This is a genomic window from Acinetobacter sp. PK01 (genome assembly GCF_022819285.1).
Classification (GTDB): Bacteria; Pseudomonadota; Gammaproteobacteria; order Pseudomonadales; family Moraxellaceae; genus Acinetobacter; species Acinetobacter tandoii.
Window position 1 is genome coordinate 422,287 of the sequence record NZ_CP094643.1, and the last position, 23,662, is coordinate 445,948.

Annotated in this window: 17 protein-coding genes and 4 tRNA genes; 9 read left to right on the forward strand and 12 right to left on the reverse strand. The window is 41.7% G+C overall.

Annotated elements, in window-relative coordinates; all coding sequences use genetic code 11:
- Positions 1-37 precede the first annotated feature (37 nt).
- Complete coding sequence (gene dnaQ / locus MP622_RS01970) at positions 38-1,417, reverse strand: DNA polymerase III subunit epsilon (RefSeq protein ID WP_243792234.1); 1,380 nt, start codon at positions 1,415-1,417, stop codon at positions 38-40.
- Between the two features lie 219 nt (positions 1,418-1,636).
- On the opposite strand from dnaQ, the gene MP622_RS01975 reads away from it, so the two are divergent.
- The 6 genes from MP622_RS01975 to MP622_RS02000 all read left to right on the forward strand — a co-directional run bounded on the left by MP622_RS01975 (position 1,637) and on the right by MP622_RS02000 (position 11,768).
- Complete coding sequence (locus MP622_RS01975; RefSeq protein WP_044738425.1) at positions 1,637-4,840, forward strand: LysM peptidoglycan-binding domain-containing protein; 3,204 nt, start codon at positions 1,637-1,639, stop codon at positions 4,838-4,840.
- A gap of 77 nt (positions 4,841-4,917) precedes the next feature.
- Entirely contained in the window at positions 4,918-6,705 is a 1,788-nt protein-coding gene (locus MP622_RS01980; protein WP_243793436.1) for an extracellular solute-binding protein, read from the forward strand.
- A 75-nt stretch (positions 6,706-6,780) separates the two neighbouring features.
- Entirely contained in the window at positions 6,781-7,845 is a 1,065-nt protein-coding gene (yejB, locus tag MP622_RS01985) for a microcin C ABC transporter permease YejB (RefSeq protein WP_243792236.1), read from the forward strand.
- On the forward strand, positions 7,845-8,855 hold the full coding sequence (locus MP622_RS01990; RefSeq protein ID WP_151503702.1) for an ABC transporter permease: 1,011 nt from the start codon (positions 7,845-7,847) through the stop codon (positions 8,853-8,855). The genes yejB and MP622_RS01990 overlap by 1 nt, the downstream gene beginning before the upstream one ends.
- The gene (locus MP622_RS01995; RefSeq protein ID WP_243792238.1) at positions 8,833-10,461 is read left to right on the forward strand and encodes a dipeptide ABC transporter ATP-binding protein; all 1,629 of its coding nucleotides are present in this window, start codon (positions 8,833-8,835) and stop codon (positions 10,459-10,461) included. The genes MP622_RS01990 and MP622_RS01995 overlap by 23 nt, the downstream gene beginning before the upstream one ends.
- A gap of 62 nt (positions 10,462-10,523) precedes the next feature.
- Positions 10,524-11,768, forward strand: coding sequence for an NADH:flavin oxidoreductase/NADH oxidase family protein (locus tag MP622_RS02000; protein WP_243792240.1), 1,245 nt, complete (start codon positions 10,524-10,526; stop codon positions 11,766-11,768).
- 2 nt (positions 11,769-11,770) lie between these two features.
- Here the strand turns inward: MP622_RS02000 and MP622_RS02005 are convergent, their stop codons facing one another.
- From MP622_RS02005 to argG, 11 genes are all read right to left on the reverse strand, one after another.
- The gene (locus MP622_RS02005; RefSeq protein WP_243792242.1) at positions 11,771-12,469 is read right to left on the reverse strand and encodes a glutathione S-transferase N-terminal domain-containing protein; all 699 of its coding nucleotides are present in this window, start codon (positions 12,467-12,469) and stop codon (positions 11,771-11,773) included.
- A gap of 132 nt (positions 12,470-12,601) precedes the next feature.
- Positions 12,602-12,677, reverse strand: a tRNA-Glu gene (locus tag MP622_RS02010).
- Positions 12,678-12,719: 42 nt separating this feature from the next.
- Positions 12,720-12,795: transfer RNA gene (locus MP622_RS02015), tRNA-Glu, on the reverse strand.
- 127 nt (positions 12,796-12,922) lie between these two features.
- A complete protein-coding gene (locus MP622_RS02020; RefSeq protein ID WP_243792243.1) occupies positions 12,923-13,816 on the reverse strand; it encodes a hypothetical protein in 894 nt (297 codons plus the stop codon).
- 81 nt (positions 13,817-13,897) lie between these two features.
- Positions 13,898-15,316, reverse strand: coding sequence for an amino acid permease (locus MP622_RS02025; RefSeq protein ID WP_243792245.1), 1,419 nt, complete (start codon positions 15,314-15,316; stop codon positions 13,898-13,900).
- A 111-nt stretch (positions 15,317-15,427) separates the two neighbouring features.
- Positions 15,428-15,503 (reverse strand) — tRNA-Glu (locus tag MP622_RS02030).
- Between the two features lie 318 nt (positions 15,504-15,821).
- Positions 15,822-15,974, reverse strand: a complete 153-nt coding sequence (locus tag MP622_RS02035; protein ID WP_167539537.1) for a hypothetical protein — start codon at positions 15,972-15,974, stop codon at positions 15,822-15,824.
- Positions 15,975-16,068: 94 nt separating this feature from the next.
- Positions 16,069-16,144, reverse strand: a tRNA-Glu gene (locus MP622_RS02040).
- Positions 16,145-16,164: 20 nt separating this feature from the next.
- Positions 16,165-16,824: a ribonuclease T gene (rnt, locus tag MP622_RS02045; protein ID WP_035301865.1), complete on the reverse strand. Its 660-nt coding sequence runs from the start codon at positions 16,822-16,824 to the stop codon at positions 16,165-16,167.
- Positions 16,809-17,843, reverse strand: coding sequence for a dihydroorotase (gene pyrC / locus MP622_RS02050; protein ID WP_016166984.1), 1,035 nt, complete (start codon positions 17,841-17,843; stop codon positions 16,809-16,811). Before pyrC ends, rnt begins: the two co-directional genes overlap by 16 nt.
- 257 nt (positions 17,844-18,100) lie before the next feature.
- Entirely contained in the window at positions 18,101-19,441 is a 1,341-nt protein-coding gene (gene argG, locus MP622_RS02055; RefSeq protein ID WP_016166983.1) for an argininosuccinate synthase, read from the reverse strand.
- 566 nt (positions 19,442-20,007) lie between these two features.
- On the opposite strand from argG, the gene lldP reads away from it, so the two are divergent.
- The 3 genes from lldP to lldD are packed head-to-tail and all read left to right on the forward strand — an operon-like array spanning position 20,008 to position 23,607.
- Positions 20,008-21,681, forward strand: a complete 1,674-nt coding sequence (lldP, locus tag MP622_RS02060) for an L-lactate permease (RefSeq protein WP_171069587.1) — start codon at positions 20,008-20,010, stop codon at positions 21,679-21,681.
- A 25-nt stretch (positions 21,682-21,706) separates the two neighbouring features.
- Entirely contained in the window at positions 21,707-22,450 is a 744-nt protein-coding gene (lldR, locus tag MP622_RS02065; protein ID WP_016166981.1) for a transcriptional regulator LldR, read from the forward strand.
- 2 nt (positions 22,451-22,452) lie between these two features.
- On the forward strand, positions 22,453-23,607 hold the full coding sequence (gene lldD, locus MP622_RS02070; RefSeq protein ID WP_151503707.1) for an FMN-dependent L-lactate dehydrogenase LldD: 1,155 nt from the start codon (positions 22,453-22,455) through the stop codon (positions 23,605-23,607).
- Positions 23,608-23,662: the final 55 nt, after the last annotated feature.

Here is a 23,662-nt window from a genome sequence, read left to right on the forward strand (position 1 = left end):
AAAGTTTAAATACAAAAAATAACAGAATCTCTAGAAATTATTTTGAAAAAAAGCAAGATTTACCCTGTTTTTCCTCAATTTGTTTGACCCAAGTCTCATGTGCGGCCAATTCTTCGGCAGAGGGCAGAATAACGGCTAAGCCTGTTTCGTCAATTTGGCGTCGCCCACTTGTACCTTCCTGTTGTTCACTTTGTGATAGCGCATCGATATCAAACGACACTTGCCCACCCGTCATTGCCAAATAGACGTCTGCTAAAATTTCAGCATCGAGCAATGCGCCATGGAAAGTACGATCACGTTGTGCGATTTCGTAGCGCCGCACCAAAGCATCCAAAGAGTTCTTTTGCCCAGGATGTTTGCTTTTTGCCATCGCTAAAGTATCTGTGACTTCACAGACTTCGGAAAGTGCCCCATGACCTGTACGCTTAAACTCCATATTTAAGAAGTTCATATCGAAGGTCGCGTTATGCGCAATAATCTCGGCGCCTTTTAAGTAGTCAAATAAGATATCTGCAATTTCTGCATATTTGGGCTTATCTTTTAAAAAATCATCGGTAATGCCGTGGACATTGACGGAGTCCCCGACTTCCTTCTCAGGATTGATATAAATATGAATGGAACTGCCCGTGAGTTTGCGATTGATCATCTCAATTGCGCCAACTTCAATAATGCGATCGCTGTCCTGAAAGTAAAAACCTGTGGTTTCTGTATCTAGAATTAATTGACGTGGACCAAAGGCTTCGACAGTTGCAGGGGTAATTACAATATGTGGATGAGAACTGGTCGTTGTCGCTGTTGTAGAAGTCTGAGCCACTAGAGGAGCTTCCACATGAATTATGGTCTCCGTGATTTCTTCAATGATTTCAGGTTCAGCCAATTCGGTTTCTTCAACTGCGAAATCTAGTCCGAAAGGGTCGTCAAACAACCAGTCGGACTCAGCTTTTTTTTTATCTTCCGTTGGACTTGCGGTCACTACGACTTGTGTTTTAGCTGCTTGGTCAGCGCCTAAATTTGCCAGTTGATCCGCCATTTCATTGCCTGGATGACCTGCATGACCTTTAATCCAGTTCCATTCGATGTCACGACCTTGGCAAACGCTATCGAGTTTTTGCCATAAATCTGGATTTTTGACATCTTTCCAGTTTTTCTTTTTCCAACCATGAATCCATTCAGTTATGCCTTGTTTAACATAGTTGGAGTCAGTCCAGATAATTAACTTGGCTGATTTTGGACAAGCGAGTACGCCTTCAATTGCCGCGGTCAATTCCATGCGGTTGTTGGTGGTCTGTGTTTCTCCACCAAAAATTTTGCGTTCTTCGGTTGCTGTAACGATATAGGCTCCCCAACCTCCGAGTGCGCCATCCTTACCATTTCCACGACAAGCGCCATCGACATAGAGCGTAATTGTTTCAGACATAAAGGGTCATCCAGCCAGCAAAGAAAGTTAACAGAAGCAAATTCAATTTTATATTGTATAACGCATTTGTGCTTTGGAAGTGTATTACATGGTTAATTTTTAATTTCTTGTAACATTTATCATGGAATCGCGCTAAATTATTGCCTTGAGTCTCTGTCATGCTCCACTACAATGGCAGTGCTAAAAAATAAATTTTATACGAGTTGTTTGGATTTTTTTATGTATAAACCAACCACGTTCTTGTGGCAGCCCTCGGTTCCGACATTATTTAAGATTACTATATTGGGCTCTGCACTCGCTGCATTAGGATTAACCACAGGTTGTGCATCGAGCCAAAGTGCGACCAAGGCTGCCGCATCAAAACAGGTTGGCTCAAATTATTTAGATGCAAATAGTTTAGATTCTTTGGAAGATCTTTTATCTGCAACCGATATGCGTGCTGTAGAAGGGGATCGTTTACTTATTTTAAAACATGGTGATGTGTGGAAGCGCATGACTGTCGGTTTTAAAATGGATCTTAATCACTGGGATTCACGCATTGAAGCCCAGCGCAGTTGGTTCGTCTCTCGACAGCCTTATATTGAGCGTTTAAGTGCGCGCGCCTCACGTTATCTTTACCATACAGTAAAAGAAGCCGAGCGTCGTGGCTTACCGACTGAACTCGCACTATTACCAATTATTGAAAGTTCTTATGACCCTGCTGCAACCAGTAGTGCGGCAGCAGCAGGACTTTGGCAGTTCATTCCAAGTACGGGACGTATTTACGGGCTTAAACAGTCAGGTATGTATGATGGTCGTCGTGATGTAGTTGAATCTACCCGTGCAGCTTATGAATTCTTAGGTAGTTTGTATAACCAGTTCGGTTCTTGGGAATTGGCTTTGGCAGCGTATAATGCAGGTCCAGGTCGTATTCAACAGGCAATTAACCGTAACCGTGAGGCTGGTTTACCTACCGATTATTGGTCTTTACGTTTACCGCAAGAAACCATGAACTATGTGCCGCGTTTCTTGGCAGTTGCGCAAATTGTTAAAAATCCGAATGCTTATGGTGTGACATTACCACCGATTGCTAACCGACCACACTTTAGAGAAATTAGTGTAGGGCCAGCGAACTTAAATGATATTGCTGCGGTTACAGGTTTAAGTCGGGCGGAACTGTATGCGCTCAATCCAGGTCATCGTGGTGATCAGATTGATACGAGCAGCCCAATGCGTATTTTGATCCCTGCGGATATTAGTCCGTCGATTGATGCCAAGTTATCTAAATTGCAATCAAGTTCAGGTGGTCTATGGGCGAGTGCTGCACCAATGACCAATAGTTCGACTGCAACGGTGATCACACCAAGTAAAGCGACTCCACCTGCTTTGGTTGCAAGTAATAACCCAAAAACCACAGATACTAAGACCACTACTTCAGTGACAACGAACACAGGGCGTCCTTTATCGACTACACCACGTGGTGCCGATGCATTGGCTGCTTTCGCTTCGAGTACAATTGTACCGAGCGCGCCACGTATTCCTGTTGCAGTCACACCAGCCAAAGATGTGAAGCCTGTAAGTGTTGAACCGCCAATTTCTGCCGCGGAACGTGAGCAAATTATGGCGGCAGTTCAAGCTGAGGATGTCCGTAAAACCGTCGATCAGGTCTTGCAACCTGTAGCAACCAAAGCTGAACAAGAACAAGTGGTTGCAGAGATCAAACAGATTGCACCGCAAGGAACAGAAATTGTCGATCCTTATGATGGCAAGATTAAACTGACCGCAATTCAGACCAGTCAATCTGTAGCAGAGCAACAAGGTAAAGAGTTAACCAAAGGTTTTGCTTATCCAAAATCAGTAACAGACAATACCAAGTTAGACTCTGAAGAAGCTCAACTGAATAAAGACAAGAACTATGTGAAAACAGCATCTGAAGTGGTCGTAGTACCACCTAAAGGGAAACGTACCACTTATACAGTTCTGCCAGGTGATACCTTAGCAACGATTGCATTGAAAAACGGGGTGAACTGGCGTGACGTTGCCAAATGGAATCAGATTGATCCAAATGCGATGTTATATGTGGGCACCAGTATTTATTTATACGATGCTAAACCTGTTGCACAAGATCGCACTTCTAATAGCGCGAATAGCAAACCAGACAGTTATGTGGTGCAGGCCAATGATAATTTGACCAGCGTCGCAAACCAGTTCGGTTTATCTGTGAAGCAGTTGGCTGACTATAATGATTTGACCGTGACCAGTGGTCTGTTTGTGGGGCAGAAATTGTCATTAAAAGACAGTGGATTAACCACAGCGAAAAAGTCGACTGAAAAAACGACGACAAAGAGCACTATTAAAACTAAATCTTACGTAGTGAAACGTGGTGAGTATTTAAAACTGATTGCTGACCGTTATGCTTTGTCTAATCAAGAGTTGGCAGAATTGACACCTGGCTTAAATGCAGGTAGCAATTTAATGGTTGGACAAAAAATCAATGTTCCGATCAATACCGTAAATCAGGATGCAACGACATCGGCAAAAAATATCGTGGCTAAAGTAGACAGTCCAAATGTGGATACTCACATTAAAACCGAAACCTATAAAGTTCAGCGTGGCGATACTTTATACAGCATTGCATCTCAGTCGAAAATTTCGCTCAGTGATTTGGCTGAATTGAATAAGATTTCAACCAACAGTGGTGTTTATGTTGGACAAACTATTAAAGTACCAGCAGGTTCTACTGTGCCAGAAAGTTATGTGGTGCAGTCAGGAGATAGTTTGTCCGCTATTGCCAGTAAATACAATTTAAACCAAGCCAATTTAGCGACCTTAAATGGCTTGAGTCGTAATGCCAATGTTCGTGTTGGACAGCGATTAAAACTCACAGGGGAAGTTCCTGAGATTGAACAGCCAGCTGAGAGTTCGGTTACTACAAAAGACCTTCATGTGGTGAAATCGGGTGAGACCTTAAGCAGCATAGCCAAGAAATATCACTTGCAGTTAAGTTATTTGGCAGCGCTAAATGACTTGTCAACCAATGCTTCGGTTCGTGTTGGACAACGTTTAAAAATTGAAGGTGATTTGCCGAGTAAGACCACGACCAAAGCTGATGCAACTGTGAAAAAGAGCAGTGCAAGCAGTAAAGATACTGAAAAATATACAGTAAAATCGGGTGAATCATTAAATTCAATTGCGAGTCGTACGGGTATTTCAGTTGCTGAATTGGCAAGTCTAAATGATATGAGTTCGCGTACTGGTTTACAGGTTGGTCAAACCATTCTAATTCCTAAAACGGTGAAAGAATATAAAGTGAAATCAGGTGATAATCTGATTCGCTTGGCTGCACGTTATGGTGTTGAGGCGAGTGCTTTGGCTGAAATGAATGATTTGAAGCCATCGGCACAATTAAAAATTGGTGATGTGATTAAAGTTCCGAATCTTTAATTCGTTAATCTAAGATGTCAGATGTTCGTTTAACGAGCCAAAAAGTTGCCATACTATTGCTATGTTTAAGCAGTAGTATGGTGACGCAGCAGGTGTGGTCGGCTTTGCAGACTACGCCGTATATTGCTGTACATAGTCAGCCCCAATATACCAAACTGAGGGCAATGCCTTATGCTAACCCTCAGGCCCCAAAAGGCGGATATATCAGCACTGCAGCAACGGGTACTTTTGATAATCTCAACAGTATGAATGGCAAAGGTAGTGCAACAGAAGGTGTCAATTATTTATTCGATACGTTGATGGATAATTCCTTAGATGAATCTGGGGTGATGTATCCGTTATTGGCAGATCAAGTCACGTTTGACCCCGTAAATCCACAATTTATTATTTTTCATTTGAATCCTCGGGCACGTTTTAGCAATGGAACACCTGTGACGGCAGAGGATGTTAAATTCAGTTTTGATGCATATCAAACCAAAGCCAACTTGGGCTTACAGATGTATTTGTCGAATTTGGCGAAAACAGAAGTCTTGTCCAAATCACAAGTTAAATTTATTTTTAAGTCGAGCAAAAACAAGGAAATGCCACTGATTGTGGCGAGTTTACCCATTTATTCCAAATTAGATTGGAAAAATAAGGATTTCACCCGAATTACGCTACAGCCGATTTTGGGTTCTGGTCCTTATTTAATTGAACGCATTGACGCAGGGCGCAGTATTACTTATAAGCGCAATCCGAATTATTGGGCAAAAGATTTAATGGTCAATCGTGGTCGTTATAATTTTGATCGGCTGAAATATGTCTATTACCGTAATAATGATATTGCCTTTGAAGGTTTTAAGTCGGGACAGTACACTTTACATGAAGAAAAGAAGACCAAGACATGGGTCACGGGCTATCAATTTCCCGCTGTAACAGCAGGATTGGTCAAGCGATATAGTCATCGTTTAGCCCGACCCGTGGTCAATCAGAGTTTGGTCTTGAATACGCGGAAAGATCCATTTAATGATATTTATTTTCGTCAGGCATTGAGTTATGCCTACGATTTTGAATGGTTGAATAAAGCATTGTTCTATGGACAATATCAGCGTTTGCAAAGCCATTTTCAGAACAGCGAATTGGCAGCAACGGGACAACCGAGTGCTGCTGAGTTAAAATTATTACAACCTTATTTACCCAAGTTACATCCTGTGCAACGACAAGGTGTACTCTCCAATTGGCAGTATCCCAAATCGGATGCAGGTGGATTCAATCGCCCGAATTTACTCCAAGCACGTACTATTTTGCTGAAGGCGGGTTATCAATATCGACAAGGTCAGTTGTATGGTAAAAATGGACGGGCGATCCAGTTTGAAGTTTTGCTCTATCAAGAAGGTGCACAGCGTACGATTATGCCGTGGGTTCGAAACCTAAAAAAATTAGGTATCAATGTGAAACTGCGTCAGGTTGATGTCTCGCAATATATGGAACGGATGCGTCGTTACGAATTTGATGTGACCACTTTGGAAATGCCACAATCGCTTTCCCCTAGTAGCGAACAAGCACAAATGTGGAGCAGTAGTGCTGCACGTGAGTTTGGTAACTATAATTATGCGGGCATACAAAATGCCGCTATCGATGCTGCTGTTCAGCAGGTGATTCAAGCACCAAATCGGGAACAATTAATTCTACGTACCCGAGTTTTGGATCGCTTGTTGCGGGCAGGTTACTATCAAATCCTAACCTATGGTAAAAATGACAATTGGTATGCCTATTGGAATATGTATCACCAACCTAAAGTGAAGCCAAAATTATCTTTAGGCTTAGACTACTGGTGGAGTGATCCTGTGCAAGCCAAAAAAGTCAGTCAATTTCTCGGTAAGTAAGGCGAGAAATATGCCCGTCTTGAAAGATGTAACCAGATCGGGAAGGCAAATTATACAGAAGATAAGGATAAGCAATTGGGTACGTATATTCTAAAAAGGTTATTCCTGATAATTCCAACCTTATTTTTTATTCTGTGCATTAATTTTGCCGTGATTCAGATTGCCCCAGGCGGACCTGTAGAGCGTGCCATTCAGCAAGCAGAGTCTTTTCAGCGCTTGCAAGCCGCAAAAGCAGGTATCTCTACAGAAAACAGTAATTATCAGGGTGCGAAAGGGCTAAGTCATGAGATGCTTCGCCAGATTGAAGCCCAGTATGGTTTTGATCAGCCTGCGTATATACGTTTTGCCGTGATGCTTAAGAATTATGTCACTTTGGATTTTGGCGTGAGTTTTTTTAAAGATAAACCAGTGACACAATTAATTTGGGAAAAAATGCCTGTCTCTGTTTCACTCGGGTTGTGGAGCAGTTTGCTGATTTATTCTATTGCGATTCCCTTAGGAATTAAAAAAGCCAAGCAACATGGTTTATGGTTTGATAAAACCACCTCGCTTATTTTAGCCGTTGGCTATGCTGTTCCTGCTTTTGTTTTTGCTATTTTGTTGATTGTATTCTTTGCTGGTGGCAGCTATTTTCAATGGTTCCCGTTACAAGGTTTAGTCTCGGATAATTTTCAACAATTGAGTTTGCTGGGCAAAATTCAAGACTATTTCTGGCACTTAAGCTTGCCATTATTGGCGATGGTTTTGGGTGGTTTTGCCAGTTTAAGTTATTTGACCAAATATTCTTTTTTAGAAGAACTAAACAAACCTTATGTTTGGGCAGCTCGTGCCAAAGGCTTGAGTGAATCCCGTGTTCAGTATGGGCATATATTTCGAAATGCTGTATTGGTGATTATGGCGGGTTTACCTGAAGCATTGGTCAGTATTTTCTTTGTCGGCAATTTATTTATCGAGATTGTATTTAACCTTGATGGTTTGGGTTTGTTGGGATTTGAAGCCATTATTCAGCGCGATTATCCCGTCATCTTCGGGACGTTATTTATTTTTACCTTATTGGGCTTAATTCTGCGTTTAATTTGTGATGTGCTCTATCAATGGGTTGACCCACGAATTGATTTTGAATCGCGAGGAAAACACTAATGTCTCCTATGATTCAAACACGTCTACAACGTTTTCGACAAAACCGTTTGGGTTTTTTTTGCTTAATTTTATTTAGCCTGATTTTTGTGGTGTCCTTAGCTGCAAATTTAATTGCTAATGAAAAACCTTTATTGGTCAAATATCAGCAGTCTTTTTATTTTCCTGTATTTAAGAGCTATCCCGAAACCACATTTGGCGGGGTATTTGAAACAGAAGCTGATTATAAAGATCCTGTAGTACAGCAATTGATTGCTGATCAGGGCTGGGTGGTATGGCCCGTGATTCGGTACGCAGCACAAACGCCAAATTTAGATTTAGCTGTTCCTGTTCCGTCTGAACCGTCGACGCAAAATTGGTTAGGGACGGATGATCAAGGCCGAGATGTGCTCGCCAGAATTTTATACGCCTTGCGTGTTTCACTATTGTTTGGTTTTACTGTAACGCTATTTTCAGCGGTGATTGGCATCTTTATTGGAGCAGTACAAGGTTATTATGGTGGTTGGGTCGACTTAATTGGTCAAAGGATATTAGAAGTCTGGGGTGGTTTGCCCATGCTGTTTATGGTGATGATTTTAGTCAGTATCTTCACGCCGAGTGTGTATTGGCTATTTTTGATCATGTTGTTCTTTGGTTGGACCACGTTGGTGAATTTAGTTCGGACGGAGTTTTTACGTGCGCGAAATTTTGATTATGTTCGAGCTGCCCGTGCGCTAGGGATTTCTGATACTCGTATTATAGTTCGGCATATTTTACCGAATGTCATCAGTTCCAGTTTGTCACAGCTCCCTTTTATGTTAACTGCCAATATTACTGCTTTAGCTGCTTTGGACTTTTTGGGGCTTGGATTACCTGCTGATACTGCCTCCTTAGGGGAACTTTTGTTACAGGGTAAAAATAATTTAAATGCGCCGTGGTTGGCTTTATCAGGTTTCTTCACCTTGGCAATTGTCTTGTCACTTTTGATTTATATTGGGGAGGCTGCACGAGATGCATTCGATCCACGACAATAACCATGCAACAGGCGTGATTTTAGATGTCCAGAAATTGCATATTCAACACGAACAAACGACATTACTGGACAATTTATCCTTTCAACTGCATAGGGGTAAAACATTGGCTCTGGTGGGGGAGAGTGGTTCGGGTAAAACGATCAGTTGTTTAGCGCTACTAGGTTTATTGCCCTCAAGTTTGCTCAGATCAGGCAGAGTCAATTATGCTGATATTGATTTACTCAAACTTTCTGCCCAGCAATTACAGTCTATTCGTGGTCATAAAATTGCCCTAATTTTCCAAGACCCAATGGCAGCATTGAATCCATTACATCAGGTTGAAAAAATTGTTGGAGAAACCTTAATTCTACAAGGCTTATCTAAACAAGTTGTCCGTCAGCGGGTGATACAGTTATTAAATGATGTTGGATTAACTCAAACAGAAGCTCTGCTAAAGCGTTATCCTCATCAGCTTTCGGGCGGTCAGCGGCAGCGTGTGATGATTGCAGCTGCCTTAGCGTTAGACCCTGAAATTTTAATTGCAGATGAACCGACAACTGCTTTGGATGTGACCCTGCAAATACAGATTCTAGATTTAATTAAGACGCTGCAACAGCAGCGCAAGATGTCACTGATTCTGATTAGCCATGACTTGAATTTGGTTCGCCAATATGCGGATGATGTGATTGTGATGAATCAGGGGCGTGTCGAGCAACAGGGTGCTACCGAGCAGGTCTTTCAACATCCTGCAACATCCTATACTCGTGAATTAATGAACCATGATTTTGGGGAAGCACTCGCACCTTCTGTGACTCCAACAGTCCTGCAACTAGAACAGTTATTGGTACAGTATCCAATTAAACAGGGGTGGCTGAATCGTGTGAAGGGTCAGCAGATTGCAGTTGAAATTCCTCATCTAACCTTAATGCAAGGAGAATGTATTGGTATTGTGGGGGAAAGTGGGTCGGGTAAAAGTTCTTTGGCCTTAGCTATTGTGCGTTTGGTTCAGAGTCAAGGACAGATTCTGTTTCAACAGCAGAATTTAAATGCCCTGAATCAAAAACAATTACGTCCGCTTCGTGCCAATTTCCAGATTGTTTTTCAAGATCCTTTTAGCAGCTTAAACCCACGTTTAACCGTACAACAGATTATTGCTGAAGGATTGACGCTCGGTTATCAACATGAAAATCATATTGAAGCGAAAGTGAGTCAGGCTCTATTGGATGTTGAGTTGGATGCTAGTTTCAAACATCGTTATCCTCATGAACTATCAGGTGGTCAGCGTCAGCGGGTGGCTTTGGCGCGAGCGTTGGTGTTAAAACCACAGTTGATTATTTTAGATGAGCCGACATCTTCTTTAGACCGTACGACACAACGGGCTATTGTGCAGTTATTGCGCCGTTTACAGCAGCAGTATCAACTGAGTTATTTATTGATTAGCCATGACCTCCATGTGGTACGTGCGATTAGTCAAAAAGTTTTGGTATTACGCGCGTCGCAAGTGATTGAAATGCAGACCACGGAAGCATTGTTTGCTTATCCCTTACACCTGTATACCCAGCAACTGATCCAAGCCAGTCAATATCATTCAATTGACAAAGTTGACAAAATAAATTGTCAGAAATGACTTGACCTCAGTAACAAACCGATTAGAGTAAAACATCTAAATAAAAAAATGAGGAAGTTCCCATGAGTCATATTGCAGCGCCTTTGCAAATCCGAAATACAACCTTTAAAAACCGTATTATTAAAGGGGCAATGAGTGAGGCTTTAGCCAACCATGCGGGACAACCGAATCGATTACATTTAGGTTTATACGAAGCTTGGGCAAAAGGGGGCTTGGGCTGTGCCATTACGGGTAATGTCATGGTGGATTTTCGTGCCAAGAATGAGCCCGGTGTTGTAGTCGTTGAATCTGAACGTGACATGGCTGAACTGAGTCAGTGGGCGGCTTTAGGTAAGCAATATGGGATGGTGCAGTTGGTACAGTTGTCCCATCCAGGGCGACAATGCCCGAAAGGTCTAAATAAAGAAACCGTAGCACCTTCGGCAGTGCCGTTTAGTCCAATGCTTGCCACCACTTTTGGTACACCACGTGAACTTCGTGAAGATGAAATTTTAGACATTATTCAACGTTTTGCCCGTGCAGCGCAGATTTGTGAAAAAGCGGGATTTGAAGGTGTGCAACTGCATGGTGCGCATGGTTATCTGATTAGTCAGTTTCTCTCGCCCTTGACCAACAAACGTCAAGATCAATGGGGCGGTAGCATTGAAAATCGCATGCGCTTTTTGCTAGAAATTTACCAAGCCGTTCGGGCAGCGACATCAGATAACTTTATTATTTCGGTTAAACTGAATTCTGCTGATTTCCAACGTGGTGGCATCACTGAAGAAGATGTGATTGCTGTGTTTAAAGCGATTGATGCAGCAGGTATTGACCTGATTGAAATTTCGGGCGGTACCTATGAAGCACCTGCCATGGCAGGAGCAAAAGAAGATAAACGTAAAGCCAGCACCATCGCTCGCGAAGCCTATTTCCTCGACTTTGCTGAAAAAATCCGTCAACAAGTCAGTTGTCACTTGATGGTGACAGGTGGCTTCCGTACAGCACAAGGCATGAATGCTGCACTTGACAGTGGTGCCTGTGATTTTATCGGGATTGCACGTCCATTTGCCGTAGAAACCGATTTGACCGAACGTTTATTGGTTGGGCAAGATGTCCGTTACGCGGTGGATAAGATTAAAACAGGTATTCCAATAGTGGATAAAATGGCCATTATGGAAATTATTTGGTATGCCGCTCAATTTAAGACCATTGCGCAGGGTAAACAGCCAAATCCGAAACTTTCTCCGCTTAAAGTGTTCTTCCATTATGTGAAGGGGAATTTAAAAGCCGTGATTCAAGGGCAAATCAACTCCCGCAAAAGTGCTTAATATTAGTTAGCTACGGCCCAATACTGTTTGAAGATTGGGGCAGACCATTGACCTTTTGACAAAGCCCGTTGAAAGGCGGGTCTGTCTTCAATCTGTTGTAAATAGGCATTGATCGCAGGGTAGCGCATATAACGGTCATTTAGATGGGTGCAGGCGTGTAATGGAAACCAGAGCAAGATATCTGCAATAGTCAATTGAGCGCCTGCCACCCACGGTTGTGTGGTGAGATGCAGATTGATCATTTGCATTTGTTGTTGCAGTAGGGGATTTAAATAGCCTTGATTAAATCCATATTGAATGGCTCGTGGAATAAAACGAATAAGCCAAGGTGTTCGGATCGCCAATTGGGAAAAGATCTGTTTTAATGCCAAATTTGGCATAAATGTGGCTTCAGCGAAGTTTTTCCAATAGTAGTAATCTACTAAGGCAGAACCGTCTAAATTTGTTGTACCTAAACTTTGCTGGCGAGCACTGAACCATTCGGCAATAGCGCTGGTTTCAGATAAGAAAAAAGTATGTTCAAGTTCTGTTATTTTGACTGTTGGAAATTTTGCTAAAGGATGTGCTTGCTGTAATTGATGCGTATTGGCATCGTCTAGTGTGTCGCAAACCAGAATGTCATAATCGAGACCAAGTTCTTCGAAAAGCCAGACAATACGTTGCGAACGTGAAGTAGGTTTATGATAAAGTTGAATCTGCATTTTGTTGTTTCAATTGCCTTTTATTCAATATGTTTTTTATTTTGCTCAAACAGAGCATAACTCAAAATATAGACATAAAAAAACCTGAGTCATTATGCTCAGGTTTTTTTAAGAGATAAACATCTCTGAATTTGGCGTCCCTACGGGGATTCGAACCCCGGTTACCGCCGTGAAAGGGCGATGTCCTAGGCCTCTAGACGATAGGGACTTAATGAGGCAGGTACTTCTGAAAACTAAACCATAAATTAGATGGCGTCCCTACGGGGATTCGAACCCCGGTTACCGCCGTGAAAGGGCGATGTCCTAGGCCTCTAGACGATAGGGACGTTTCAGAGGTGGGCGTATATTAGGGTGAATATAGGGGGGTGTCAAACATTTTTTTGAAGATAATTATTAAAAAAAGGTTTGAGTGGGTAAAAAGAATACAAAATGTGGAAATACAATTTAGATTGTTTATTTTCCGAGCTTTAATGCATCCACAATGCTTTTGATAACAGCTGGATGTGCTAAATAACCTGTAATTTGATGAGGCTTATCTACAAGTGTTGTGATTGCTTGATTAATGATCGGTGGTTCAAAATTGAAAGGTGCTTCAGATAAGGGGAAGGCGGTCAGGAAATCATCAGGAGAATAAAAATTAAACCAATCACCATGGAGTTGAGGTGGCCGAGCAATCGGTAAGGTAAGTTTTTCTTGGATCACCTTAAAGGCAAGCGGTGAACCGAGAGTAATAAAACGATGTACTCTAAAATGGTTAAATTGATGTAATAAGTTATAGGCAATCACTGTACCCAATGAATGTGCCACAATAATATGATCTTTGCTTGGATGAAGATGGGACATAATTCTGTGGTGAACTTCATGCATAAAATCAGAATTTGACAAGTATAAGTAGGTCTCGATGAGAAATTTATGCATGAGTGTTTCATGGAGTTTAGGGTAATGATTGAGGAACATGATCAATTCTTTGAATGCATGATCTTTGGTGAGGGCTGTAATGACAGATAAACGTTGAGTAAGTGACTCCGATTGTTCTGGATTAAAACAAGGCAAAGGGGTAATACATGGACTATGCTCTTCAATAATTGACGTGTTATGCCAAAGATGAAAAGGAAAATGTAAATGCGACAGTGATTTAGGAAGCATTGTATTTAAATCTAAACTGTTATTGAGTTGGTGTTTAGTGAGTAAATCGCCATAAAAAGGGAGTTTGATATCTAGTGATTTAAGTTCGATATTTTGCTCGGCATGACTCAAGCCAGTTTTAAACAAATTTAACCAATGCTGTTTTAAAGTCTCTTCATCATAATGTTGTTGATTCATACCATGAATAAAAATAATTTTCATACAGGGTCAGGCTTTTTGTAGAGAACATTATTTATATTTAGCTTAAAAAAAAGAATGGTCTTTGACCACTCTTTTTATGTGTTAGTTTTGCTTTCGATAAAACACGTAATAGCTGAGATAACACAAGGCAATAAAGATTAAACAGCCGATAAAGCCCGCTAACATTTCAGGATCTGCTGCCATACTGATGCCAGTAATAAAACAGAATACAAAGCCTAAAATCGGCACAATTGGAAATAATGGCGCTGCAAAGCCCAATTCTTTCGCTGTATGACCTTGTTTATACCATTGGCGACGGAAATTGAACTGACTTAAGCAGATGCTCATCCACACCACGACCATCGTAAATGCGGCTACACCCAGCAGGTTTTTGAAAATGGTTTCAGGCGCAAATTGTTCAGACAGCAAGCCTGGAATTGCACCGAACATAGTGACAATAATGGCAACAAAAGGAATGCCTTTGTGATTCACCTTTGAGAATACTGCGGGTAATTGTTTCTTGTCAGATAAAGCCCACATCATACGGGAAGCGGCATATAAGCCTGAATTCGCAGCTGATAGAAGTGCGGTAATAATCACAAAGCGAATAATGTCTTCTGCATGGGGAATACCAATATAGTTAAACACGGTCACAAAGGGGCTGCTGCTTACGCCATTACCACCTAGGCCCGCCATTTGATGTGGAAGCAGCGCACTAATGACTACAATCGTACCAACAAAGAAGATTAATAAGCGCCAAATGGCTGCATTGATTGCTTTAGGCACATTTTTCGCTGGGTCTTGGGTTTCACCCGCAGCAACACCAATAAGTTCTGTCCCAGAGAAGGCAAAATTCACAATCAACATGGTTGCAAAAATAGGGAAGAAACCTTGAGGGAACCATCCTTCTGCGGTCAAGTTACTAAATAAAGGTGCAGAGCTATAACCATGAAAAGATAGCACGCCAAAAATGGCCAATAGACCTAAAATAATGAAGCTGATGACAGTAACGACTTTGACTAGAGATAGCCAAAACTCTGATTCAGCAAATAATCGGGTTGAACTCATGTTTAAGCCAAAAATAATGGCAGCAAAGATGAGCGTCCAAATCCAGACGGAGATGTGAGGAAACCATTCTTGCATCAGCAAAGCGGCAGCAGTGAATTCTGTGCCGAGTGTTGCTGTCCATGTTAGCCAATATAACCATGTAATCGTGTAGCCTGTCCCTGGACCAATATACTTTTGTGCATAAGCGCCGAAAGAACCCGATACAGGCATATGTACCGCGAGTTCTCCCAGACATAGCATCACCATATAGGCAATAATTCCACCTAAAATATAAGCGATGATGGCACCTACAGGCCCCGTTTGTGCAATGACTTCACCCGACCCTAAAAATAGGCCAGTCCCGATTGCACCACCAAGTGAAATCATGACCAGATGTCGAGTACTCATAGCGCGTTTTAAAGGCGCAGAATTGCCCTGATGCATAGCATCATTCGGAGATTGAGATGACTGCATAAGAGAGAGAAAAAATAGAATAATGAAGCGCGCTATTGTAGTGCAAAACTACAAATCTGCAATCGAATAATAATGAATTGTGAGTTTTGAATGATCGTATAAACGATAAGATGGCGTCCCTACGGGGATTCGAACCCCGGTTACCGCCGTGAAAGGGCGATGTCCTAGGCCTCTAGACGATAGGGACGTTGCGAGGTGATGCGTATATTATGTATTTTTTTCTTTACTGTCAAATAAGTTATTACAATATTTCGAAAATAAGGGTTTGTTTGTGTAAAAAATGTCTCACTTACAGGATATAACGCAATTTTTTACGTTTCTACAGACCCGATATCTCGATTTTTTTTTGTTGGTAAGGGTAAAGCTTTATTCATTCAATAGCCAAGAGATGAAGGGTTTGATCAAGCTAAGAGACTAAGTTGAATGAGATTTCATATGGTTAATCCTAAGGAAACTGAAATTTCAACAGACTTGAATTATTGATAAATGAAAAGCCTAAGCAAATTTAATGTTCTGGCGTTTGATATGGATCGTGTGCTTTTTCTGATGGTGTGGCATTAGCTGCGGATGGTGCAGATTTCTGTTCTTTATTGGCAATATAAAGATAAACAGCAGAAGGGGAAAGAATGAGTAAAACCAGTAATATTTTCTTTAACATAAGTTTAGGGTGAAAAATAAAACACAAGAGTATAAATGATTCTAAAAATAGAATTCGATGAAATTTTTTAAAAAGATTTGTGAGAGCAAATAGATGGCGTCCCTACGGGGATTCGAACCCCGGTTACCGCCGTGAAAGGGCGATGTCCTAGGCCTCTAGACGATAGGGACGTTTAGAAGATGGCGGTATCTTATTGATCCGCCACCAAAGTGTCAAGTAGGTGAGGAGAGAGTTTGTTTAAAATATAGCAAAACAGTTCAGCAGTCTTTTTTGTATCGTACAAAGCCGAGTGTGCTTCTTTACCATCAAACTCAATTCCAGCTTGTATGCATGACTTGGCAAGTACTGTCTGACCAAAAGTAATTGCACTTAAGGTCACCGTATCAAATACAGAGAAGCTGTGAAATGGATTTTGATTTTTAGTGCCAGTACGCGCGATCGCAGCCTGAACAAAACCTAAATCAAAGTGCGCATTGTGGCCGACCAAAATCGCGTGGGTGCAATTTTGTTGACGGCGTACGTCATTCACTGCTTTGAAAATACGTTTTAGTGCCGATTTTTCATCTTCAGCCATCGCAACACGCATAGGATTAAATGGATCAATTCCAATAAAATCCAACGAACGGCGGTCCAGATTTGCGCCTTCAAATGGATTAATATGTGCATGATGGGCTTCACCTGGAACGAATTTGCCTTCTGCATCATAAATAATTGGAATCGCGGCTATTTCTAGCAGCGCGTCAGTTTGTGAGTTAAAACCTGCAGTCTCGACATCGACCACCACAGGTAAAAATCCACGGAAACGCTGACCAATTACTGGTAGAGTTTCATTTGTCACACTTTTCTCCATTGGATGGTTTTACCAGCATAAAGCGGGATAATCTTGTCACCATCTAAATAATCAAAACTTTCAGGAATGACTTGTTCTTCTTTGACTAACGTAATGGTTTCAGTATTACGTGGAAGACCATAGAAGTCTGCACCAAAGTGGCTAGCAAAGCCTTCTAGACGTTCGAGTTTATTAACTTGGTCAAAGGCTTGAGCATATAGTTCAATTGCCGTTGGTGCGCTATAGCAACCTGCACAACCACAAGCATTCTCTTTGGCATTTTTAGAATGAGGTGCACTATCTGTACCTAAGAAGAACTTAGGATTACCACTGGTTGCCACTTCCAACAAGGTTTGTTGGTGTGTTTGGCGTTTTAAAATTGGTAAGCAGTAGAAGTGAGGTTTAATCCCGCCCACCAACATGTCATTGCGATTAAACAATAAATGTTGAGGGGTAATCGTGGCAGCCACATTACGGTCTTGTTCTAGCACAAAATGTGCAGCTTCACTGGTGGTAATGTGTTCAAGTACCAGTTTTAACTGCGGGAACTGCTTTAATAATGGTGCTAAAACTTCATCTAAGAAGCGTTTTTCACGGTCAAAAATATCGACATGGTTATGGGTAACTTCACCATGTAACAGTAATGGCACTTGATGTTCTTCAAGTTGCTCAATCACTGCATAGACTTTACGAATATCGCTTACGCCATTGTCCGAGTTGGTGGTTGCACCCGCTGGATAAAGTTTGATGGCATTTACAAATTCAGAATCTTTGATTTTTTTGACTTCGCTTGCAGGAGTGCTATCCGTAAAATACAACACCATACGCGGGTCAAATGCATTGCCTTCAGGCACATGAGCCATAATTCGCTCACGATAAGCAAGCGCCTCTTCCACAGTTTTCACAGGTGGAACAAGATTTGGCATACAAATCGCACGCTTAAATTGGGCTGCTAAATCTGGAACTGTGCGTTTCAGGGCGAGGCCGTCACGTAAGTGGGCATGCCAATCGTCTGGCTGCAAAAGAGTAATCGTATTCAAGGCGATTTCGGACTAAAAAATAAAACAGATGATAATCTATATCACTCAGTAATGCTAAGCTGATTTACGTATAAATGGCTTAATTCTGGTAAATACAAAAAGCTTTTTATTGTTTTTTTGTGATTGTGGAATATAAGCAGTGCTTTGATTGAAGCTATTTCATCTGTGAAGTATCAAGATATGTAAGATGAGCTTGATAAAGAAAAAACCGCCAATTTAAGGCGGTTTTTTTCTTTAGCTATTGAGCAATTGAAAACTTAGTTTTTGTCTTTCAATTGTGGCACTGCAGAACCAGTACCTACAGCCAACAAACCAGAGTTGGTATAAATACCGAGTTTTGCACGTGTATCTGTAATATCAAGGTTACGCATAGTAAGCTGACCAATACGATCCATCGGCGTAAACATTGAATCACCTTTCTCCATGGTTAAACGCTCAGCTTCATAAGTGAGGTTAGGAGATTCAGTATTCATGATGGTGTAGTCATTACCACGACGTAATTCTAAAGTGACTGTACCTGTAATCGCTTTAGCAACCCAACGTTGTGCAGTTTCACGCAACATAAGTGCTTGAGAATCGAACCAACGTCCTTGGTATAACAAACGACCTAAACGTAAACCGTTAATACGGTATTGTTCAATCGTGTCTTCGTTATGAATACCTGTAACCAAACGCTCATAAGCAATATGAAGTAACGCCATGCCTGGTGCTTCATAAATACCACGAGATTTTGCTTCGATAATACGGTTTTCGATTTGGTCAGACATACCTAAACCATGACGACCACCGATACGGTTCGCTTCAAGAATGAAGTCAACTGGATTTTCAAAACGTTGACCATTAAGCGCAACAGGGAAGCCTTCTTCAAAAGTAACAGATACTTCTTCAGCATCAATTTTTACATCATCTTTCCAGAATGCAACGCCCATGATTGGGTCTACAATTTTGATACCTGCATTGAGGTATTCAAGATCTTTTGCTTCATGAGTTGCACCCAACATGTTTGAGTCAGTTGAGTAAGCTTTCTCTTTCGACATTTTGTAGTCAAAACCATTGTCGATGAGGAACTGTGACATTTCTGCACGGCCGCCTAATTCATCAATAAAAGTTTGGTCTAACCACGGTTTGTAAATTTTAAGTGCAGGGTTAGTCAATAAGCCATAACGGTAGAAACGCTCAATGTCGTTCCCTTTATACGTTGAACCATCACCCCAGATGTTCACGTCATCTTCTTTCATTGCGGTAACAAGCATAGTACCTGTTACTGCACGACCCAGTGGAGTCGTATTGAAATATGGCATACCACCAGTGCTGATATGGAATGCGCCACATTGAATCGCTGCAATACCTTCAAGTGCAAGTTGCAAACGGCAGTCCACTAAACGTGCTTTAACGGCACCATATGCTTCCGCTTTTTTCGGAATAGCATCGTAGTCATCCTCATCAGGCTGACCTAAGTTTGCCGTATATGCATAAGGCTCTGCGCCTTTTTGTTTCATCCACAATAAAGCAGCTGAAGTATCTAGACCACCAGAGAAGGCAATACCAACTTTTTTGCCAACTGGGACATTCTGCAAGATAGTTGCATTATCAGTCATTGTTAATCCTAACGATATAAATATAGGCACCGAGAATGGGTGGCCTGAAAGAATACATATTTTTGCGATTGTAGCACTTTTCCAGACGCTTGTTTTCGCAAAACAAAGTCAAAATAAAAAAAACAATAAATTTTCTGATCGATAAGCAGAAATTGAAGCCTGAAAAAGCAACATCTTGGTGCATTTTGGAGGTTTGTAATTTATATAAAAATCAGAGGAATGCTTTTAAAACTGGATAAATCCTCAACAAACGAATGAATGCGACTAAAGTTGAGTAATTGTTTAATCCAAAGCTTACACGGCTGAAAAAATAAATAAAAACAATAGTTTTACCAATATTGTTAAATTTTTCTAACTGAATTGTGTTGTATTCATTGATTTAATATATTGGTCAGACCAATATATTTATTATGCTTTTTTATTGACCTGTTTGATGTTTGAAATTACTATAATGGTGCAAACAGCTATTATTTTTTTACGTTTTTGGTTTATTGGTCTGACCAATTTGGTGTTTTTACCACAGGATGATCTGACCAACTCGAGGTTCTAGCAAGCATTTCAAGGAGATGACAATGCTTCAACATTGGCAACAAGTTTACGATCCTATTGGCAATATCTGGCTTTCCAGCTTAATTGCACTTATTCCAATTATCTTTTTCTTTTTAGCGCTGGCTGTATTTCGTATGAAGGGCAGCGTAGCTGGAACAATTACTGTTGTTTTAGCATTGTTGGTTTCTTTATTTGCCTATCAAATGCCGACCATGATGGCATTTGCTTCTTTGATTTATGGCTTCTTTTACGGTTTGTGGCCAATCGCATGGATTATTATTGGTGCGGTTTTCCTGTACAAAATTTCGGTGAAAACGGGCCAATTTGACATTATCCGTTCATCTATTCTGTCCATTACTGAAGATCAGCGTTTACAAATGCTGTTGGTGGGCTTTGCCTTTGGTACTTTCTTAGAAGGTGCAGCAGGCTTTGGTGCGCCTGTAGCGATTACCGCGGCTTTATTGGTGGGTCTTGGCTTTAAACCATTATATGCTGCGGGCTTATGTTTAATTGTGAACACTGCGCCTGTAGCGTTTGGTGCAATGGGTATTCCTATTATTGTTGCGGGTCAGGTGTCTGGTGTAGACACTCATGAAATCAGTCAGATGGTGGGTCGCCAACTTCCGTTTATGGTGCCAATCGTACTGTTCTGGATTATGGCAATTATGGATGGCTGGCGCGGCGTTAAAGAAACTTGGCCTGCGGTATTGGTCGGTGGCGGTTCATTTGCATTGGCACAATTCCTTACTTCTAACTTTGTAGGTCCAGAGTTACCAGACATTACTGCGGCAATTGCTTCTTTGGTGAGTTTGACCATTTTATTGAAATACTGGAAACCGAAACATATTTTCCGTTTCAAAGCTGAAGATATGCATATTGATGCAAATAGCTTGAATGCAGATCAACAGAAGAAATATTCAATTGGTCAAATCGCGAAAGCATGGTCTCCATTCATGATCTTAACCGTGATGGTGACGATTTGGAGCATCAAACCATTTAAGGATTTATTCGCTAAAGATGGTGCATTGCATGACCTTGTGATTGCAATTAAGGTACCGTTCTTGCATCAAGTGGTACAAAAAATGCCACCTGTGGTACCTGAAATCAAAGACTATGACGCCATTTTCAAGTTTGACTGGCTGTCTGCGACGGGCACTGCAATCATGATTGCCGCGGTAATCACCATCATTTATTTAAAAATGAAACCACGTGAAGCAGTAGTAACTTTTGGCGAAACCCTGAATGAATTAAAAACTCCAATTTATTCAATTGGAATGGTATTGGCGTTTGCCTTTATTGCTAACTATTCAGGCATGTCTGCGACTTTGGCATTGGCATTGGCGCATACTGGACATGCATTTACTTTCTTCTCGCCATTCTTGGGCTGGATCGGAGTGTTCCTAACAGGTTCGGATACATCCGCAAATGCCTTGTTCAGTGCCTTACAAGCAACGACTGCACAACAAATTGGTGTACCAGAAGTGTTATTGGTGGCTGCCAATACCAGTGGTGGTGTGACAGGTAAAATGATTTCCCCTCAATCAATTGCGATTGCCTGTGCGGCAGTAGGCTTGGTTGGTAAAGAATCTGATTTGTTCCGTTTTACAGTGAAACACAGTATCACTTTTACGGTAATGATCGGTATTATTATTACCTTACAAGCATATGTGTTCCCATGGATGATTCCATAACACCCGTAGATTGAAGGACAGCGGTATGAAGGTCTCTGATAGAGTTTTACAAAGTTTGCGTCATTTGATTGAAACCCAACAAATGAAAGTCGGAGATCGTTTACCCGCTGAAAGAAAGTTGTGTGAACAACTCGGTGTCTCCCGTTCCTCTTTGCGTGAGGCTATTCAGCAACTGACCAGTCAGGGCATGCTGGTCAGCAAAGTCGGAGCGGGAACTTATTTACAGCAATTACCAAGCTCTTGGTCACAACACCAAATCGTGCAACCACTGAGTGAGTTGATTGATGAAGATCCTGCTTATCGTTTCGATGTGCAGGAGGCTCGAATTATTTTGGAGGGTGGCACCGCTTGGCATGCAGCTTTGCGTGCCACTCCTGAAGATATTCAGCATATCCGTGATTGTTACGATCAAATCACCCACTTTCAGTCTTTGGGCGATGATGAGCAAGCTGCACGTGCCGATGCCAATTTTCATCTGGCGATTGCAGAAGCTTCGCACAATCTGGTGCTGATTCAAGTCATGCGTGGCGTGTTCGATTTATTGCAATTTAACGTGGCTTTAGGACGACGCAAAGTCTATTCCGAAGCGCACCGTTTTGATCAATTGCATGAACAGCATTTGCAAGTGATTGATGCCATTGAGCGCCGAGACCCAGAAGCCGCACGCAAGGCTGTGTGTGGACACATTGAGTTTGTAGTTCAGCAAGTACGTTCGATTGATGAGGAAGAAGCTCGTCGACAACGTTCGAGCCGTTTAAACAGGATATAACCATGATTATTTCATCTGCAAATGATTATCGCGAAGCTGCGAGACGTCGTTTACCACCATTTCTTTTCCACTATATTGATGGTGGAGCCTATGCAGAATATACCCTGAAGCGAAATGTAGAAGATCTTTCTAAAATTGCCTTAAGACAACGTGTTTTGAACGATATGTCTGAGCTAAGTCTTGAAACCAAACTATTTGACGAAACATTGTCGATGCCTGTGGCGTTGTCGCCAGTGGGTTTAACAGGCATGTATGCACGTCGCGGTGAAGTGCAGGCTGCGGTTGCTGCCGATAAAAAAGGCATTCCATTTACGTTATCGACTGTATCGGTGTGTCCAATTGAAGAAGTTGCACCTGCCATTCAGCGTCCGATGTGGTTCCAGTTATATGTGTTGCGTGACCGCGGCTTTATGCGGAATGCCTTGGAACGTGCTAAAGCAGCAGGCTGTTCGACATTGGTATTTACTGTAGATATGCCAGTACCAGGCGCGCGTTATCGTGATGCACATTCAGGTATGAGTGGTCCGAATGCCGCGATGCGTCGTTATATGCAGTCTTGTTTCCACCCGCATTGGGCATGGAATGTAGGCTTGATGGGACGTCCACATGATTTAGGCAACATTTCTAAATATTTGGGCAAACCGACAGGTTTAGAAGACTATATTGGTTGGTTAGGCACCAACTTTGATCCGTCAATTTCATGGAAAGATCTAGAATGGATCCGTGAATTCTGGGATGGCCCAATGGTGATTAAAGGGATTCTAGATCCTGAAGATGCTAAAGATGCCGTTCGCTTTGGTGCAGATGGTATTGTGGTGTCAAATCATGGTGGTCGTCAGCTTGATGGTGTGTTATCGACAACACGTGCATTGCCTCCAATTGCTGATGCAGTGAAGGGTGATATTAAAATTCTTGCTGACTCTGGTATTCGTAATGGTCTAGATGTGGTGCGTATGCTGGCAATGGGTGCAGATACTTGTATGCTTGGTCGTGCTTTTGTCTACGCATTAGGTGCAGCGGGTGGTGCGGGTGTTTCCAATCTTTTAGAGTTGATTGATAAAGAAATGCGTGTCGCTATGACCTTAACGGGGGCGAAGACCATTGCAGATATTACTGAGGATTGCTTGGTTCGTTTAGAGCGTGAATTAGTTGAGTGATTTTATTCTTAAAATAATTCATTAAGTAAGAAGAAAAATCCCTCCCAACCTCCCT